Source organism: Anaerococcus vaginalis ATCC 51170 (genome assembly GCF_000163295.1).
Lineage (GTDB): Bacteria > Bacillota > Clostridia > Tissierellales > Peptoniphilaceae > Anaerococcus > Anaerococcus vaginalis.
Genome location: NZ_GG700527.1, coordinates 1,738,938 through 1,755,953 on the forward strand (window position 1 = coordinate 1,738,938; position 17,016 = coordinate 1,755,953).

Annotated in this window: 17 protein-coding genes; 12 read left to right on the forward strand and 5 right to left on the reverse strand. The window is 29.2% G+C overall.

The genetic code is table 11. The features are described 5' to 3' along the window. Nucleotides 1-114: 114 nt before the first annotated feature. Both HMPREF0078_RS08085 and HMPREF0078_RS08090 read left to right on the forward strand, forming a co-directional pair. Entirely contained in the window at nucleotides 115-648 is a 534-nt protein-coding gene (locus tag HMPREF0078_RS08085; RefSeq protein WP_004839670.1) for a chromate transporter, read from the forward strand. Continuing rightward, on the forward strand, nucleotides 641-1,201 hold the full coding sequence (locus HMPREF0078_RS08090; RefSeq protein WP_004839672.1) for a chromate transporter: 561 nt from the start codon (nucleotides 641-643) through the stop codon (nucleotides 1,199-1,201). The genes HMPREF0078_RS08085 and HMPREF0078_RS08090 overlap by 8 nt, the downstream gene beginning before the upstream one ends. Before the next feature lie 33 nt (nucleotides 1,202-1,234). Here the strand turns inward: HMPREF0078_RS08090 and HMPREF0078_RS08095 are convergent, their stop codons facing one another. The 3 genes from HMPREF0078_RS08095 to HMPREF0078_RS08105 form a co-directional block, all read right to left on the reverse strand. Further along, nucleotides 1,235-1,522 (reverse strand): hypothetical protein, encoded by a 288-nt coding sequence (locus tag HMPREF0078_RS08095; RefSeq protein WP_039920659.1) that lies wholly within the window; start codon nucleotides 1,520-1,522, stop codon nucleotides 1,235-1,237. A 517-nt stretch (nucleotides 1,523-2,039) separates the two neighbouring features. Further along, nucleotides 2,040-4,715, reverse strand: a complete 2,676-nt coding sequence (locus tag HMPREF0078_RS08100) for a cation-translocating P-type ATPase (RefSeq protein WP_039920661.1) — start codon at nucleotides 4,713-4,715, stop codon at nucleotides 2,040-2,042. A 186-nt stretch (nucleotides 4,716-4,901) separates the two neighbouring features. Continuing rightward, nucleotides 4,902-5,405 (reverse strand): LURP-one-related/scramblase family protein, encoded by a 504-nt coding sequence (locus tag HMPREF0078_RS08105; protein WP_004839678.1) that lies wholly within the window; start codon nucleotides 5,403-5,405, stop codon nucleotides 4,902-4,904. Nucleotides 5,406-5,586: 181 nt separating this feature from the next. Between HMPREF0078_RS08105 and HMPREF0078_RS08110 the strand changes: the two genes are divergently transcribed. The 10 genes from HMPREF0078_RS08110 to arsA all read left to right on the forward strand — a co-directional run bounded on the left by HMPREF0078_RS08110 (nucleotide 5,587) and on the right by arsA (nucleotide 15,931). Further along, nucleotides 5,587-6,954, forward strand: a complete 1,368-nt coding sequence (locus HMPREF0078_RS08110) for a TrkH family potassium uptake protein (RefSeq protein ID WP_004839679.1) — start codon at nucleotides 5,587-5,589, stop codon at nucleotides 6,952-6,954. A 9-nt stretch (nucleotides 6,955-6,963) separates the two neighbouring features. Then, the gene (locus HMPREF0078_RS08115; RefSeq protein WP_004839682.1) at nucleotides 6,964-7,629 is read left to right on the forward strand and encodes a potassium channel family protein; all 666 of its coding nucleotides are present in this window, start codon (nucleotides 6,964-6,966) and stop codon (nucleotides 7,627-7,629) included. Nucleotides 7,630-8,017: 388 nt separating this feature from the next. Continuing rightward, a complete protein-coding gene (locus HMPREF0078_RS08120; protein ID WP_004839684.1) occupies nucleotides 8,018-8,704 on the forward strand; it encodes a zinc metallopeptidase in 687 nt (228 codons plus the stop codon). Between the two features lie 177 nt (nucleotides 8,705-8,881). Next, entirely contained in the window at nucleotides 8,882-9,346 is a 465-nt protein-coding gene (locus HMPREF0078_RS08125; protein WP_004839685.1) for a CtsR family transcriptional regulator, read from the forward strand. A 2-nt stretch (nucleotides 9,347-9,348) separates the two neighbouring features. After that, the gene (locus tag HMPREF0078_RS08130) at nucleotides 9,349-9,930 is read left to right on the forward strand and encodes a hypothetical protein (protein ID WP_004839686.1); all 582 of its coding nucleotides are present in this window, start codon (nucleotides 9,349-9,351) and stop codon (nucleotides 9,928-9,930) included. Continuing rightward, the gene (locus HMPREF0078_RS08135; RefSeq protein WP_004839687.1) at nucleotides 9,927-10,895 is read left to right on the forward strand and encodes an ATP--guanido phosphotransferase; all 969 of its coding nucleotides are present in this window, start codon (nucleotides 9,927-9,929) and stop codon (nucleotides 10,893-10,895) included. The genes HMPREF0078_RS08130 and HMPREF0078_RS08135 overlap by 4 nt, the downstream gene beginning before the upstream one ends. Next, a complete protein-coding gene (locus HMPREF0078_RS08140; RefSeq protein ID WP_004839689.1) occupies nucleotides 10,895-13,306 on the forward strand; it encodes an ATP-dependent Clp protease ATP-binding subunit in 2,412 nt (803 codons plus the stop codon). The genes HMPREF0078_RS08135 and HMPREF0078_RS08140 overlap by 1 nt, the downstream gene beginning before the upstream one ends. Before the next feature lie 109 nt (nucleotides 13,307-13,415). Beyond that, entirely contained in the window at nucleotides 13,416-13,718 is a 303-nt protein-coding gene (locus tag HMPREF0078_RS08145) for an ArsR/SmtB family transcription factor (protein ID WP_039920662.1), read from the forward strand. 84 nt (nucleotides 13,719-13,802) lie between these two features. Then, nucleotides 13,803-14,171, forward strand: coding sequence for an arsenite efflux transporter metallochaperone ArsD (gene arsD / locus HMPREF0078_RS08150; protein ID WP_004839691.1), 369 nt, complete (start codon nucleotides 13,803-13,805; stop codon nucleotides 14,169-14,171). A gap of 17 nt (nucleotides 14,172-14,188) precedes the next feature. Beyond that, entirely contained in the window at nucleotides 14,189-15,931 is a 1,743-nt protein-coding gene (gene arsA / locus HMPREF0078_RS08155) for an arsenical pump-driving ATPase (RefSeq protein ID WP_004839692.1), read from the forward strand. 90 nt (nucleotides 15,932-16,021) lie between these two features. Here the strand turns inward: arsA and HMPREF0078_RS09340 are convergent, their stop codons facing one another. Both HMPREF0078_RS09340 and HMPREF0078_RS08160 read right to left on the reverse strand, forming a co-directional pair. Next, nucleotides 16,022-16,153: a hypothetical protein gene (locus HMPREF0078_RS09340; RefSeq protein WP_004839693.1), complete on the reverse strand. Its 132-nt coding sequence runs from the start codon at nucleotides 16,151-16,153 to the stop codon at nucleotides 16,022-16,024. Nucleotides 16,154-16,214: 61 nt separating this feature from the next. Then, nucleotides 16,215-17,003, reverse strand: a complete 789-nt coding sequence (locus HMPREF0078_RS08160; protein ID WP_004839694.1) for a hypothetical protein — start codon at nucleotides 17,001-17,003, stop codon at nucleotides 16,215-16,217. Between the last annotated feature and the right edge of the window lie 13 nt (nucleotides 17,004-17,016).

Genomic DNA, 17,016 nt, shown 5'->3' on the forward strand with positions numbered 1-17,016 from the left:
CCTTTCGTTTTTCTTTACATATATTAAATAATCATACTGCAAGAAAGCTTAAAATCAAGAGATTTAGCCTGACCTTTGCCTTGTGCTATAATAAAATACAAAGGAGAAATTAAAATGAAAATATTATTTGAGCTTTACATAACTTTTTTTAAAATAGGAGCCTTTACCTTTGGAGGAGGCTACGCCATGCTTCCGCTTTTACAAAGAGAATTGGTCGATAAAAGAAAATGGATTAGCCAAGAAGAAATTTTAGATTATTACGCAATAGGGCAAACAACTCCAGGAATTATTGCTGTAAATACTTCGACTTTTTGTGGGAGAAAAAGAAAAGGAAATTTGGGAGGGATATTTGCCTCCTTGGGTTTTATCACCCCATCAATAATAATCATCACCCTTATTGCAAATTTTTTAAAAGAATTTTCCCATTTATTAATTATCCAACACGCCTTTGCTGGAATTAGAATTGCAGTTTCAGCTCTAGTTTTAAATACAGTAATAAATATGGTCAAAAAAACTGCTGATACAAAAATAAAAATTTTAATTTTTTTATTAACTTTTATTGCGATAGGAATTTTTTCTATTTCGCCAATTATTATAGTGATTTCTTGCGGAATTTTTGGAATTATTTTTGGAGGCAAATATGCTTAGGTTGATGTGGGAATTTTTTAAAACTGGACTTTTTGCAATTGGAGGAGGAATGGCAACTTTTCCATTTTTGCAAAAAATGGCAGAAAATTACGATTGGTTTACAAGCGAAGAATTATTAGATATGATTGCCGTTTCAGAATCAACGCCCGGAGCAATAGGAATAAATGTTGCAAGTTTTGCAGGATATAGAGCCTATGGTTTTTTTGGAGCAATCCTTGCAAGCATTTCTTTGATAGCGCCTGCAATAATTATAATTTTAATAATAGCTAAATCTTTGGATAAATTTAAAACATCTCTTACAGTAAAAAATGCTTTTGAATACATAAGACCATCAACAGCAGGACTTATTTTGGGAGCTATGTTAAATGTAATGATAATTTCCTTATTTAATGTAAAATTATATGAAAAAACAGGAAATTTTCTAGATTTATTTCAAATAATCCAACTTGTTTTGTTCCTAGGATTTTTATTTTTATTAAGAAAATACAAAAAAATCCATCCCCTACTAATAATAGGGATGGGGGCTTTGTTTGGGATTGTGTTTAAATTATAAAAAGCAGGAATTTATACTCCTGCTTTTTTGAAATTAAAATTTTGTAGGTAAAATCATTGCAAAATATGCCTTCCACCTGTATTTTAAAATTATTTTTAAAAAATCACCTAAAAGTTTGGAGTCCTTATTGTCATAAAGGGCATCTCTTAAATAAGGATAGAGCTTATATGAGGCATAGTTTATATTTGTCTTATTGTTTGACAAGTCTTTATATTGGTCTAAAATTTCTTTTCTACAAGATTTGCTTAATTTTAAATTTTTATCATTGTAAATTTGGTGAATTTTTTCCATAAAATACTTTTGTTTTTCTTTTTTTCTCATAAATCTACCTCCAACTTGTATGATACAATAGTTCATTTATTTGTAAATGCTTAGATGCCAATGAAAAAGGTGAAACTTAGCCAAATAAAAAAGCAAGAGTTGGCCCTCCTGCTTTTTTGTGATTCCATGAATCTATATTCCTTTACTTAAAATAATATACTTATTTAAAAACAAAATTCAATGAGTATTTTTTAAAAAAAGTAAAAACTGCGAAATAAAAATTATGATATAATATTTTTATTATCGTTAACCTATACTGGTAACAGTTAGGGGGTGATTATCATAGATTATGTCATAACTTTAATAGTATCTATTTTGGCAGGAATAATTTGTCATTTTACCTGCAAGTGGCTAGATAGATATTTTAACGATAAGTAGCCCAAAATAAAAAAGCAGGAGTTGGCCCTCCTGCTTTTTTGTGATTATCATTATGTTGTCATAACTTTTTGTCAATTACATTATACTAATTAATCAAAAAAAAGCAAGAAACAAATCTTGCTTTTTCCTTAAAAATATTTTATTTTTTTCTCACGCTAATTTTGTGAACTTCTCCTAAAATTAATGGAATAAAGGCAAGTGCTAAAATTATTATCCATTGCCAGGTTATTAATTCTAATTCAAATAAATATCTTAATGGTCCTACGTACATTACTATTAAGAGTAGGGCAAATGATAGGATATTTGCTTTTATTAATTGTTTATTTGATCCAATTCCCAATTCTTTTAGGGTATATTTTGTACTTCTTACAGAAAATGCTCTCAAAAGCTCGCTTGTAATTAAGGTTGCAAAAACCATTGTGTGAGCTCCTTCTATATTTCCTGGGAAAATCAATTTTAATCCTATTATATAAGAAATTAAAACTGCAAAGGTAATTGCTAGGGATTGAACGATTAGTGAATTTCTCAAATCTCCAGAAATTATTGATTCTTTTGGATCTCTTGGCTCTCTTTCCATTATATCTTTTTCTCCTGGTTCAACTCCAAGAGCAAGGGCTGGGAAAGCATCTGTTACTAGGTTTAACCAGAGTAATTGGATTGGTGTTAATGGAGAAGGAAGTCCAAATAAAATTGACAAAAATACAATCAAAACTTCTGCAATGTTACATGAAAGTAAGAATGAAACAAATTTTCTAATATTTGCAAAAATTATTCTTCCTTCTTCGACTGCATTTACAATTGTTGCAAAATTATCGTCAACCAAAATCATATTTGCTGTATCTTTTGCAACATCAGTTCCTGTAATTCCCATTGAAATTCCTATGTCAGCATTTTTAATTGCTGGAGCATCGTTTACTCCGTCTCCTGTCATGGCAACTATTTCGCCGTTTTCTTGAAGGGCGTTTACAAGTTGAACCTTATTTTGTGGAGATACTCTTGCGAAAACTCTTTTTTCTTTGGCAATTTTTCTAATTTCAACATCTGTCATATTATTTAATTCTTTTCCTTCAATTGCTTGATCTTTGGAATCTGCAATTCCCAAATCTCTTGCTATTGCGAAGGCTGTTTCTAAATAATCTCCAGTAATCATTAAAACATCAATTCCTGATGAGTGGCACTCTGCTACAGCTTTTTTTGCTTCTGGTCTTGGTGGATCTATCATTCCAGTAAGACCTACAAATACCATTTCTTTTTCTATATTTTCGCTTGTCAAATCTTCATTTTTTATTGAATCAAATTCCCTAAAGGCATAAGCCATTACACGAAGAGCTTGTTTGGCAAGATTTTTATTTTCATCCATTGCCTTTTGCTTTAAATCTTGTGTGAAATCTACAATTTCTCCATTTAATAAAATTTTTGAAGAATTTGAAATTATTATATCCGGAGCGCCTTTTGTCATTGCCTTATAATTTTCTTCGACGTTATGGAAGGTTGTCATCATTTTTCTGTCAGAATCAAAAGGAATTTCTTCAATTCTTGGATGTTTTTTTTCTAAATCCTCTTGAACTATTCCCCATTTTTCAGAAAATGTAAGCATAGCGCCTTCTGTTGGATCTCCAATAATTTTATATTGCTTATCTTCCAAAACCAAATCAGCATCATTGCATAAAGTCGAAATTTTCATTAGAAGTTTTATATTTTCTTCATCTTCTATTTTTTCATCATTAAGTTTTATGTGACCTTTTGGCTCGTATCCACTTCCTTCAACTTCATATTCTTTTTCATTTGTCCAAATTTTTGTAATGGTCATCTCATTTTGAGTCAAAGTTCCAGTTTTATCTGAACAAATTGCTGTGGTTGCTCCTAAAGTTTCTACAGAAACTAGAGATTTTACAATTGCTTTTCTTTCTGCCATTCTGTTCATTCCGATTGATAAAACTATTGTTACAACTGCTGTAAGTCCTTCAGGAATTGCTGCAACTGCAAGAGAAACTGCAACCATTAAATTATCTAAAAGCGAATCGCCAGTTCTAAAATATCCAACAACAAATACAATTATACAAACAACAACTACAAGAATTGCCAAAAGTTTTGATAATTTATTTAATTGTCTTTGTAATGGCGTATCCTTATCTTCAACTTGATGAAGGCTTGATGCGATTTTTCCCATTTCTGTGTCAGAACCAGTTTGAGTAACAATTCCTCTTGCGTGTCCGTAAGTTACAATTGTTGATGAGAAAGCAAAGTTTTCCCTATCGCCAATTCCTACTTCGCTGTCATAAACAGCCTCAGAATTTTTTTCTGTTGCAACAGATTCTCCAGTAAGAGAAGACTCGTCGATTTTTAAATTTGATGATTCTAATAAACGCATATCAGCTGGAACAATATCGCCAGTTTCAATTACAACTACATCTCCTACAACCAATTCTTCTGCTTTTACTTTTATTTTTTTGCCATCACGAATTACGCTTGCCTCAGGCGATGACATTTTTTGCAAGGCCTCAACAGAATCTTCAGCTTTTCCTTCTTGAATAATTGACATAATTGCATTGATAATAACGATAGCAATAATTATAAAACATTCAACTTTATCGCCTGTAAAAGCTGATACGATTGATGCAACTATCAACAAAATAACCATAGGATCAATAATTTGCTCGGCAATTTTTTTGCCAAGAGATTTTTTCTTCTTGGATTCAATTTTATTTGGGCCGTTTTCTTCAAGACGTTTTGCTGCAAGTTCGCTTGACAAGCCTCTTGCGCTATCTGAGTCAAGTTTTTTTACAATATCATTTTTTTGACCTAAATAGTCCATTCCTACCTCCTTAAATTTTTTTATTTTAATTTTTTTCTTTACAAAAAGAAAAGACTTCTGGCACATAGCCAAAAGTCTTGCTACCAAGTGGTTTATTCAACCGGGTTAAACCGTAATGACGATTGAATAATTAAGCTACTCCCTCTTGTTGATATAATTATATGTTAAATATTTTAAAAATCAATTTTAATTTGTAGATCCAGCCGCAGCCGCATCGTCTCTATTTTTCATTTCATTAATGCAAAGACAAAGAGCAATCAAAACTAAAGTGAAATTTTCGTCATAAACCGTAAGCTCATATTGGTCGCTAAAAGCAAAAAATTTCTTGTTCATATCAGCAATCAAATTATTTTTGTAATAAACTTCAAAATCATGGTCCATAAAAGAGCCTTTTAAATTTAATTCTTTTCCATCATAAAAAGCATCGACTTTCCTTTTTAAAAAAGATAATTTTTGATTTATTTCCATACGACTTCCATCACAAAAATCAACATAATAAGTTTGGAGAAAAGAAAGGATTTTTTTGGAAATATTAAATAAAATATTTCCATCCATATCTTTTAATTTCGCCTCATAACCTACAAATTTAAAATCTTGGTCAAAAAAGAAAACTTCCTTTCCATTTTCATCCAAAATCGGATACTTATCTGTAATTTTAAAAAATTTTTCCTTAAAATAATATTTTTTCATAAAAAACTCCAATCTGCTTTTTTAATTTATACCCTCAAAAATATAATAAAACAAAAAAAATAAATTATTTGTAAAGTCTTTTGTATTTGTGTTGACATTTATAATCTAGGGTATAAAATTAGATGAGATATGCCTTTGAATTAGGCTTTAAATTTTATTAGTTTTTATATAAGGAAAGAAAATGAGAAATATTAGTAAAAATAAACAAAATTTTTTGGAAAAATTATCAGATAAAATTACATCAAATCCACCCTTGTATTTGACTTTGGGTTTTGCAATTTTGATTATTATTGGAGGATGTATTTTATCTTTGCCGATTTTTACAAGAAGTGGCAAGGCTACAAATTTAGTTGATTCGATTTTTGTTGCCTCATCTGCATCTTGCGTTACGGGACTTACAACTGTAAATACGGCTGAACATTGGAATACATACGGTCATATTTTAATTTTGATTTTAATTCAAATTGGAGGACTTGGTGTAATGACTTTGGCTACACTTTTTCCACTACTTTTGAGAAAAAAAATCGGCTTAAAATCTAGGCAAATTTTGAAAGAACAATTAAATATCGACACCCTCCAAGGCATTATGAAATTATTTAGATATGTTTTGGTTTTTACTTTTTTGGTAGAAATTTTGGGAGCAATTTTATTATCCCTTAGCTTTGTGCCGATTTTTGGAATGGCAAAGGGCTTGTGGTATTCGATTTTCCATTCGGTTTCTGCTTTTTGTAATGCAGGCTTTGATCTTTTGGGAGATTCAATTTATCCATACAGAAATGATAATTTAATAAATATAACTCTTATGAGTTTGGTTGTAATCGGCGGACTTGGTTTTATGGTTACAGCAGAAATTTTTAGAAAAAAATCTTTCGAAAAATTATCAACTCACGCCAAATTAGTTTTGATAATAAGCGCAAGTCTTATTGTTATAGGAACACTTGCTTTTTATTTAATCGAAAGTCAAGTTGGTGGAGTTTTGTACAAAGAAGGATTTAAAAATTCCATAATGCAATCAGCTTTTCAATCAATTTCTGCAAGAACTGCGGGATTTTATTCTGTAAAATTAAATCAAATGCACGATACAAGTGTTTTGCTTTTGATAATTTTGATGGTAATAGGTGGATCTCCAGGATCAACTGCTGGTGGATTAAAAACAACAACTTTTGGAGTTTTGATTTTATCAACAATTTCAATTTTTAAACAAGAAGATGAAGTTACAATTTTTAAAAAACATATAGAACCAAAAATCATTAGAAAGGCACTAGCGATTATAATGGTTTATTTGGGACTTATATTTATAGTTATTTTTATTTTATCATTGAGCGAAAATTTTAAAGTAATTGATATTTCTTACGAAGTTTCATCAGCCTTTGCAACAGTTGGAGCAAGTAGAGGAATCACAGGGGACTTGTCAACACTTGGAAAAATTTTAATAACAATAAGTATGTATCTAGGAAGAATTGGTCCAATGACTATGGCTTATTCAATTGGACTTAAATCAAAAACAAAATATATAAGATATCCAGAAGCAAATATTAGTATAGGTTAGGAGAAAAAAATGATAAAAAGTGTAATAGTTTTAGGAATCGGAAGATTTGGAGAAAGAGTTGCGACAAAACTTTTTGAAGATGGTTTGGAGGTTATGGCGGTTGATAAGAATTATGATTTAGTTCAAAATATTTCAGGAAAAGTAACAAGCGCTGTTCAATGTGATATTGCAAACGACAAGGCCCTTGAAGAATTAGGAATGGGAAATTTTGATGTGGCAGTAATAGCGACAGGAGAAAGTCTTGAGGCGTCAATGGCTGCAACACTTTTTGCAAAAGACCATAATGTAGAAAAAATTATAGCCAAAGCAACATCAACAAATCACGCAAGAATTTTGAAAAAAATTGGAGCAGATCAAATAATTTTTCCAGAAATTGATATGGGAGAAAAACTTGCAAGAAGCATAGCAGGATCAAATCTCCTACAATTTTTCCATTTTTCAGACGATTATTCTATGATAGAATTAAAAGCCTACGATGAGCTTGTAGGAAGATCTCTAAAAGAAATAGATTTTAGAAAAAAGTATAAAATGATGGTAATAGCTTATAAAAGAGATGGAGAATTAATAATAAATCCAGAAGCAAATTGGAAAATCGAAAAAGATGATACTTTGGTATTATTAGGAGATAGCGATCATGCAGATAAGCTCCAAAAAGAAGTTGACAGATACAAATAAAAATCAAGATAGGAAAACGAAAATTCATCTTATAAATGTTGAAAACAAAAGGATGTAAAAATTCGTGAAAAAAGTTTGCATTTTTTAAAAATCATGCTATAATAATATTAGCTAGTAAATAGCTAGGTTTTTCATTATTAATTCCTTATAGTTTTCCCTATAGAAAACTAGGACTAACTTATTCTTTTCTATATTATAAAAAGGCCCAAAGGGGTCTTTTTATTTTGGGAAATATTTTCAAAGATTTTATTTTATTTTTTGCATATTTAAATCAAGATCCATTTTTGTTATCTTTATATTTTAATTTTCTAATTTCCTTGCATTTTATTTTTTACAATTGAAATAAAAAATCCCTGTAGTATATTGAAAAAAATAAAAGGAGAAAATTATGTTTTATTTCGACAGAACTTATGTTTTAGTTTTGATTGGACTTCTTATTAGTAGTCTTGCTCAAGCTAACATTCAAAGAAAATTTGATAAGTATAAAAAAATTAAAACTCAAAAATCTATAACAGGTTTTGACGCTGCAAGATATATTTTATCTACAAATTCTTATAATGACATTTCTATTAAAAAAGTTGGAGGATCTTTGTCTGATTATTTTAATCCAATTAATAAAGAAATTGCTTTATCAGAAACTTCTATGACTGACACTTCAATTGCATCTCTTGCGGTTGCAGCTCATGAGTGCGGTCACGTTATCCAATATAAAAAAGGTTATATTCCTTTAAAAATAAAATCTTATATAGTTCCAGCAGTAAATCTTGGATCAAAATTATCTTTTCCTATGATTTTGTTAGGAATTTTTCTTTCTATGGGAAAATTAATTAGCATTGGAATATTTTTATTTTCTTTTGTTTTAATTTTTCAAATTATTACTCTTCCTGTAGAATTTGATGCTTCAAGGAGAGCTTTGAAAGTTTTAAATGAATCGGGCATGCTCGTTGGTGTTGAAAATGATTATGCAAAAGATATGTTAAAAGCTGCAGCTTTAACTTATGTGGCAGCGACAATTTCTACTGCTTTACAATTTTTAAGACTTTGGATTTTGTTTGGCAATAGGCGAGATGATTAAAAAAATTAACAAGGCTAAAATATTTTAAAATATTTGGCCTTGTTTTTTTATATTTTTATTGCATATCAATATTCTTGAATCTATACTATTTTAGTGTACAATAAAAATAAGATTCGAATTGAATCTTTATTTATTATTTGAAAGGTCAGAGAAAGTCAAAGAAATCGAGGTAAATCTATGGCAGGACTAACGTCTGATATAGAAAAATTCTTGAAAGCTCTTTTGGAAGATACTCAAGATGGTTTTGTAGAAATTGGAAGAAATGATTTGGCAACAAGGTTTGAGTGTTCTCCAAGTCAAATTAATTATGTGCTTTCTACAAGATTTACTCCATACAATGGATATTTAATTGAAAGCAAAAGAGGCGGCAACGGCTTTATAAGAATTATTACTATAGTTGAAGATGAAGATGATTATATAAAATATATTATTAAAAATTTAGATAAAGAATTAACTGAGGAAAGGGCAAAAAGTTTTTTTACGGAACTTTTTAACAAGGGATATATGGACGAAAATGAATTGGGAATTGCAGTTTACGCTATCCTTGATAAGTCCCTTATGAATGTAGAAAAAAATAAGAGAAATTTAGTAAGGCATGATATAGTAAAAAATATTTTACTGAGCTTTCTAATAAGGAGTTAATTATGAAGTGTGACAGATGCGACAACGAAGCAAATGTAACTGTAAAAGCAATTATAAATGGCATAGAGCATGATTTCCACTTGTGCAATGATTGTATGGAAAAATTATCCAAAGGCGAAGGAAATTTTCTTTTTGATGGAAATGAAAAAGATATTGATATAAATAATTTTGATTGGAAAAGCTTGGTAGATAAATTTGTTCCAAGCCTGGATCAAATTATAGATTCTTATTATGATTATAAAATTTCCAAAAATAATTTTTCCTATGATTATTTTTCATCATTAAAAGAAGAAACTTGTCCAAAGTGTGGAAATTCTTTGACAAATATAAAAAGTGGAGTTTTTGGATGTCCTCATTGCTATGAAATCGACAAAAAACTTACGGTAGAAATTTTGAAGGCTGTAAATAATTTGAAAAAATATGACGGAAAATTTCCAAAAAAACACAGAGATTTCAGAGAAGTGGCAATAAAAATTAAAAATTTGCAAGAACAGTTGCAAAAATCAGTTGAGATTGAAGATTTTGAGAAGGCTCAAGATCTTAAAGAAAAAATAGATGAATTAAATATGAAGGTGAGAAATTGATAGATTATTATAAGGACATAATACTTGAAAACAACTTATCTTTGAAAAGAAATATTGAAGGATATAATTTTCCCATAAGTCTTTCGGAAAAAGATTCTCTAGAAATTATTGAAAAATTTAGGGGGATTTATGGGGATGAATTGATACTTTTAGATGAGATAGATGAAAATACTTTAAATAAACTTATTAATGCAGGAATAATTACAGAAGATTCAAAAAATAAAGAAGCTGTGATTGGTTTTGTTTTTGAGGATGATTATATTCTTGTTATAAATGATAAAGACCATATTTCTATAAATATTTCAAATTTTGGAGAAGAAATTAAACTTGCTTATGAAAGGGCGATGGAAATTGAAGAAGATTTGGATAAAAAATTTGATTTTTCCTTTTCTCCTCAATATGGATATTTGACAAGTTTTGGTAGAGATTGTGGCAATGGAATTGAAATAAGGTTCAAATTATTTTTGTTTGGACTTTTGGATAATACCCAAGCATATCTAACCTTAAAATCAAGTCTTGCTCATGATGGAATTTATCTTACAAGATATGTTCCAGAATATTTTAAATCCTATGACGATGATATTTATATTTTGAAAAATTTCGGAAATTATAGGGAAAAAATTGACGAATATTTGGAAAATTTTGAAAATATTTTAGATACAATTGTTAGAAATGAGAGAAGATTTAGGAGAGATTTCCAAAGTTTAAATGGATTAAATGATGAAGATATAAAAGATTCTATAAAAATTTTGGAAGATAATTTGGAAAGCAGAAATTTAAAGACAATGACTGCTATGATAAATTGTCTTTATGATTTAAAAAAATATAATATTTTGGGTTTTAAAACAAAATTATCAAATCAAGAAATTGAGTATTTGATTTTCAATATTACAAAGGATAAGTACAAGGGCAACCGTGACAATGAAAGATATGAATTTTTAAATTCGTACATGGAGGCTAGATAATGGAAAATAACAAATTAAATAGGCTAACAGGTCAGGCTCGAAGGGAATCCTATTCTCTTAGCCACGATTATATAGGAGTTGAACATTTGCTTTTGGCTCTTATGAAAACAGGTTCTCTTGCGACAAAAGCTTTGGAAGAAGCCGGTGCAAATTATGAACTTTTAAGGTCAATTGTAATAAATAATATTGGCAAGGGATCTGCAGTAAGACCTGCAAAGGAATATTCTAATAAAGTAAGACAAATTTTTGATAGGGCAAGACTTTTTGCCCAAAAAAGAAAAAAAGTTTCTGCAAGCGAGGAAGATATTCTTCTTGCAATTTTAAATGACGATGATTCATTTACAAATTTAATGTTTATGTTGTCAGGTCTTGATAAAAAAATTATTAGAGATAATTTGATTCGTTTGCAAAATGAAGAAAAATCTTCTAATACATCTAATAATTTGAGCGAAAATTTAAAAAAATTCGCCAAAAATTTAAATGAAATGGCAGAGGCTGGAAAAATTGATCCAGTTATTGGAAGGGAAGATGAAGTTGAAAGAGTTATTCAAATTCTTTTAAGAAGAACAAAAAACAATCCGATTTTGATTGGAGATCCAGGAGTTGGAAAAACTGCCATAATCGAAGGACTTGCTCAAAGAATTGTTGATGGAAAAGTTCCTTTTGTTATGAAAGAAAAAACAATTGTCTCACTTGATCTTGCAAGTATGATTGCAGGAACAAAATATCGTGGGGATTTTGAAGATAGGCTAAAAAAATTATTTGGAGAACTGGAACAAAGAGAAGATGTAGTTTTATTTATTGACGAATTTCACATGGTTTTGGGAGCTGGAGCAAGTGAAGGCTCTATGGATGCAGCAAACATTTTAAAACCAATTCTTGCCAAAGGCGATATTCAAATAATTGGTGCGACAACAATTGATGAATATAGAAAGCATGTAGAAAAAGACCAAGCTTTAACTAGAAGAATGCAACCAGTTCATGTAGAAGAGCCAAATAAAGATGACACAATAAAAATAATTGAAGGATTAAAAGATAAATACGAAGACCACCACAAGGTGGAAATTACAGGTGAAGCCATAAAAGCTGCAGTAGATTTATCACAAAGATATATCCAAGACAGGTTTTTGCCAGATAAGGCGATTGATGTAATTGATGAGGCTTGTTCAAAAGAAAGAATCAAAAATTACAAGGAAAACAAGGACCAAGTTTCAAATAAAGAAATTTTAGATGGGCTTATTGAGGAAAAAAACCAAGCAATAAATGAGCAAAATTTCGAAAAAGCAGCAAGTCTAAGAGATCAAATAAACGAAGCACGTGAAAAACTCGAAAAAGAAAAAGAAGAAAAGAAAACTGATTTAAAAATTTCTTTTGATGAAGTTGCAAAAATTGTTTCATCTTGGTCAAAAGTTCCGATAACAAAATTAACAGAAGATGAAAAACAAAAATATATGGACCTTGATATTGATCTTAAAAAAGAAGTTATAGGTCAAGATAAGGCTATTGATAAAATTTCTCACGCTATAAAAAGAGCAAGAGTCGGCCTAAAAGATCCCAAAAAACCAATAGGTTCATTTATTTTTGTAGGGCCAACAGGAGTTGGTAAAACATATCTTGCAAAATCTTTGGCAAAAAATTTATTTGGAGATATGGATAATCTAATCAGGATGGACATGAGTGAATATATGGAAAAATTTGCCGTGTCAAGACTTGTTGGATCTCCTCCAGGATATGTTGGTTACGAAGAAGGCGGTCAACTAACAGAAGCTGTAAGAAAACACCCATATTCTGTAATTTTATTTGACGAAATTGAAAAAGCTCATCCAGATATTTTCAATTTACTTTTACAAATTCTTGATGATGGACGTTTGACAGACGGTCAAGGAAGAACTGTAGATTTTAAAAATACAATAATAATTATGACAAGTAACGTTGGAGTTTCTTCTTTAAATCAAAATCCAAAAATTGGATTTGGAACTGGAGATGTGGAAAAAGAAATTGACGATTCAAATAAGGAAATAATAAATAAGGCAATAAAAAATGCCTTTGCTCCAGAATTTTTAAATAGACTTGACGATATAATAATGTTCAACTCACTTGATAAGAACGCCATCAAAGAAATTACAAAAATTTTACTTGATGAAACGAAAGAAAGACTCAAAAATCTTGGAATAGAGATAAATTACAACAAGAGAGTTGTAGATTTACTATCAGAAGGCGGATTTTCAAAAGAATACGGAGCAAGACCACTTGAACGTCACATTACAAATAAAATCGATAACCAATTGGCAGAAGAAATATTGGAAGGAAAATTATCAAAAGATATGAAAATTAACCTTACAGTAAAAGAAGGAAAAATAAATTTTGCCAACAAAAAAGAAAAAATAAAAGAAGAAATACCTATTTCTTAAAAAATATAAATAAGCTGCTGTAAAAATTTTACAGCAGTTTTTTAATGGAACAAAAAACACATAGAAAAATTTCTATATGTGTGGTAAAATAAATTTTAGGAGGAGAGAAATGGATAATAAATATATAAATATTTCTAAAAAATTAAAAGTTCTAAGTGATCCCAAAAGACTTGAAATTGTAGATATGCTATCATGCGAGGAGCTTTGTGCTTGTGAAATACTAGAAAAATTTGATATAAGCCAACCAACCTTATCAAGTGATATGAAAAAACTTGAAGATGCGAATATAATAAAAAGTCGCAAGGAGGGTAAAAATGTATTTTATATTGTAAACAAAGAAAATCTAGATGAACTTTATAATTTATTGGGAAAAATATTTGAATCCAGCCTAGATTGTATCTGCAAAAAATAATTTTTTTGCTCAAATACATAGATAAATTTAAATGTATCTATATTTAGATTTAAATTTCCTCAAAAAAAATAAAAGGAGAAAATTATGAAAAAAATAAGAATATATGAACCAGCGATGTGTTGCTCAACAGGAGTTTGTGGGGTAAGTGTTGACCCTGAGCTTTTAAGAATGTCAAGCCTAGTAGAAAAATTAGATAAAAAAGGAATAGATATAAAAAGATTTAATCTTAACAATGCCCCTCAAGAATTTGTTGAAAATAAAAAGGTAAATGAAATTTTAAACGAAAAGGGAGAAGATATTCTTCCTCTTACAATGGTTGATGATGAAATAATAAAAAGTGGAGCATATCCTTCAAATGAAGAATTTGAAGAAATTTTATCTATAAAAATTGATAAAAAAAATGAAGAAGAAAGTTCTTGTGGATGCTCTTCTGATAGTGGATGTTGTTGTTAAGGAATAGAAGGTATTTTATGGAAAAATTTAGTCCTGAGAAAATAAAATTAGGAAAATATATATTTTTTACAGGAAAGGGAGGAGTTGGAAAAACATCCACTGCTTGTGCTACGGCTGTTAATTTATGTGAAAAGGGATCTAAGGTTTTATTGGTAAGCACAGATCCGGCCTCAAACCTCCAAGATATTTTTGTGGAAAAATTAGATAATGAAATTACAAAAATTGAAGAAGTAGAAGGTTTGTTTGTTGCAAATTTAGACCCAATTAAGGCAGCAGATGAATATAAGAAAAGTATAGTATCTCCCTATATTGGTAAACTTCCAGATAGTGTAATAAATAAAATGGAAGAAGAATTATCTGGATCATGTACTGTAGAAATTGCAGCTTTTAATGAATTTGCAAAATATATTACAGATAAAGAAACTGAAGATAAATACGATTTTATTATTTTTGATACAGCACCAACCGGCCACACTTTAAGAATGTTACAACTTCCACAAGCTTGGGATAATTTTATTGAAGATAATACCCAAGGTGTATCTTGTTTGGGACAACTATCAGGTCTTGAAAGTCAAAAAGGTATGTATAAAAAAGCTGTAGAAACTTTATCTGATAAATATAAAACAAGTTTAATCCTTGTAACAAGACCAGAAGATGGTCCTTTAAAAGAAGCTGATAGGGCTTCAAAGGAATTAAAAGATATAGGTATTAAAAATCAAATATTATTGGTAAACGGCCTATTAACTATATATGATGATAAAATATCCAAGGTCTATTATGAAAAACAAAAAGAATCCCTAGAAAAAATGCCAAAAAATTTAAAAAAATTACAAAATTATCTTATACCTTTAAGAGGATATAATATAACAGGAATTTCAAATCTTAGGGCCTTGTTTGATGAAGATACTTATACAGAAAAAACTTTTGACAAAGAAATAAAAATTGATAAAAAATTAAAAGATATAATAGATGATTTGTACAAAAATAATAAGAAAGTTATATTCACAATGGGAAAAGGTGGAGTAGGAAAGACAACTGTGGCAGCGGCTATAGCTCTTGGACTTTCAAAAAAAGGAAAGAAAGTTCATCTTACAACAACTGATCCAGCAGATCATTTAAAATATACAATAAAAGAAAATGAAAATCTATCAGTAAGTCATATTGATGAAAAGTTAGAGCTTGAAAAATATAGGAAAGAAGTTTTACAAAAGGCGAAAGAAACTATGTCAAATGATGATCTTTCTTATATAGAAGAAGATTTAAGATCACCTTGTACACAAGAAATAGCAGTTTTTAGAGCTTTTGCAGATATTGTAGAAAAAAGTGAGGAGGAAATAGTTGTAATTGATACAGCTCCAACCGGCCACACTCTTTTATTATTAGAATCAACCCAAAGTTATAACCAAGAAATAATGCGTTCAAATGGAGATATTCCAGAATCAACTAAAAAACTTTTGCCAAGACTTAAAAATGAAAAAGAAACAGAAGTTATAATAGTAACACTTGCAGAACCAACTCCAGTTTATGAAGCTTTAAGACTTGAAGAAGATTTAAAAAGAGCAGGAATTTTTAGCAAATGGTGGCTTATAAATTCCTCATTATATGCTTCAAACACAACAAATAAAATCCTAAAATCAAAAGCAAATGAAGAAGTAAAATGGATTAATTATTTAAATGACCATACAAAGGAAAATTTAGCTATAATTGGTTGGAATCCTAAAAAATTAAGTGGAGATGTCTTAGAAGATTTAATAAAGTAGTTAAAAGATTTGGACAATTATTTAATTACACAAATTTTAGTATAGAAATAGGCTTAAAAATTTATTTAAGCCTATTTTTTAAAAATTATTCTAATCCTTCTCAATTTGATAATCTGAATTAAGTTCGCTTTCTCCTGTTTTTGAAATTATGGTTGGATTTGTTAATATTAATATGTAGCAAGTTTCATCAAGATGATTTTCTACAATAAATTTTCCTTGCATGAAACAAGTAAGGGCAAAATCAAACCCATTATAATTATTTTTTTGTTCATTAAATCATAAGCTAATCTTCCTTATAAACTTTTCTTACTGCTTTTTCTAAATCATCAAAATATTTCAAAATTTCAAGTTCTTCCATGCTGAGCTTAACTTCTTTTTCAATTTTTATATTTGTCTTATCTCCATCTTTGTGAGGTAGGTCTTTTTTAAATTCATCCAGATAAGAAATTATAAGATTTTCTATAGTTTCTTTAGCCTTGTCATTATAAGTAAAACCAAAATTTTTCATTTGGTCATCAAGCAAACTTTCCCCGTTTTTTTCTATGAAATCCTTGGCATAAATTTTTAAATCATCATAAGAATTCCCCATCAAATCATTTACAACTTTTAAATCATTTATTGCATAATAAAGTTTGGAAGAAGTATCGCAAATTGCCAAAAGCTGAGTTTCGTATAAACTTTTTTCGATAGATTCTTCGCCGTTTTCATTAGTCAAATTAGCCCTAAGACTTCCCTTATTTTTTTTGATTTTTTCAAGATCAGAGCTAAAAATAAAATACAAATTATTTGCATAATCCACGCATTCTTCCATAAGAATATCACGAGTTTTGCTAAGATTTTCATTATTTTTTTCATAAATTTTGTAAGCGTAAGTATCTTCAAAAAGCTCATCAGCCATAGAAGACTTGTAAGTTTCAATGCTTTTTGCATTTTCTTTTTTAGGATTATACATAATAAAGGCGTCTTTTTTTATTTCTTCTTCAGAAAAATTTTTTCCATTTTTTATGATATTACATCCTACAAATATAGAAAATAGACTTATAAGAAGTAATAGTTTAATTTTTATTTTCATTAAAGCTCCTTGT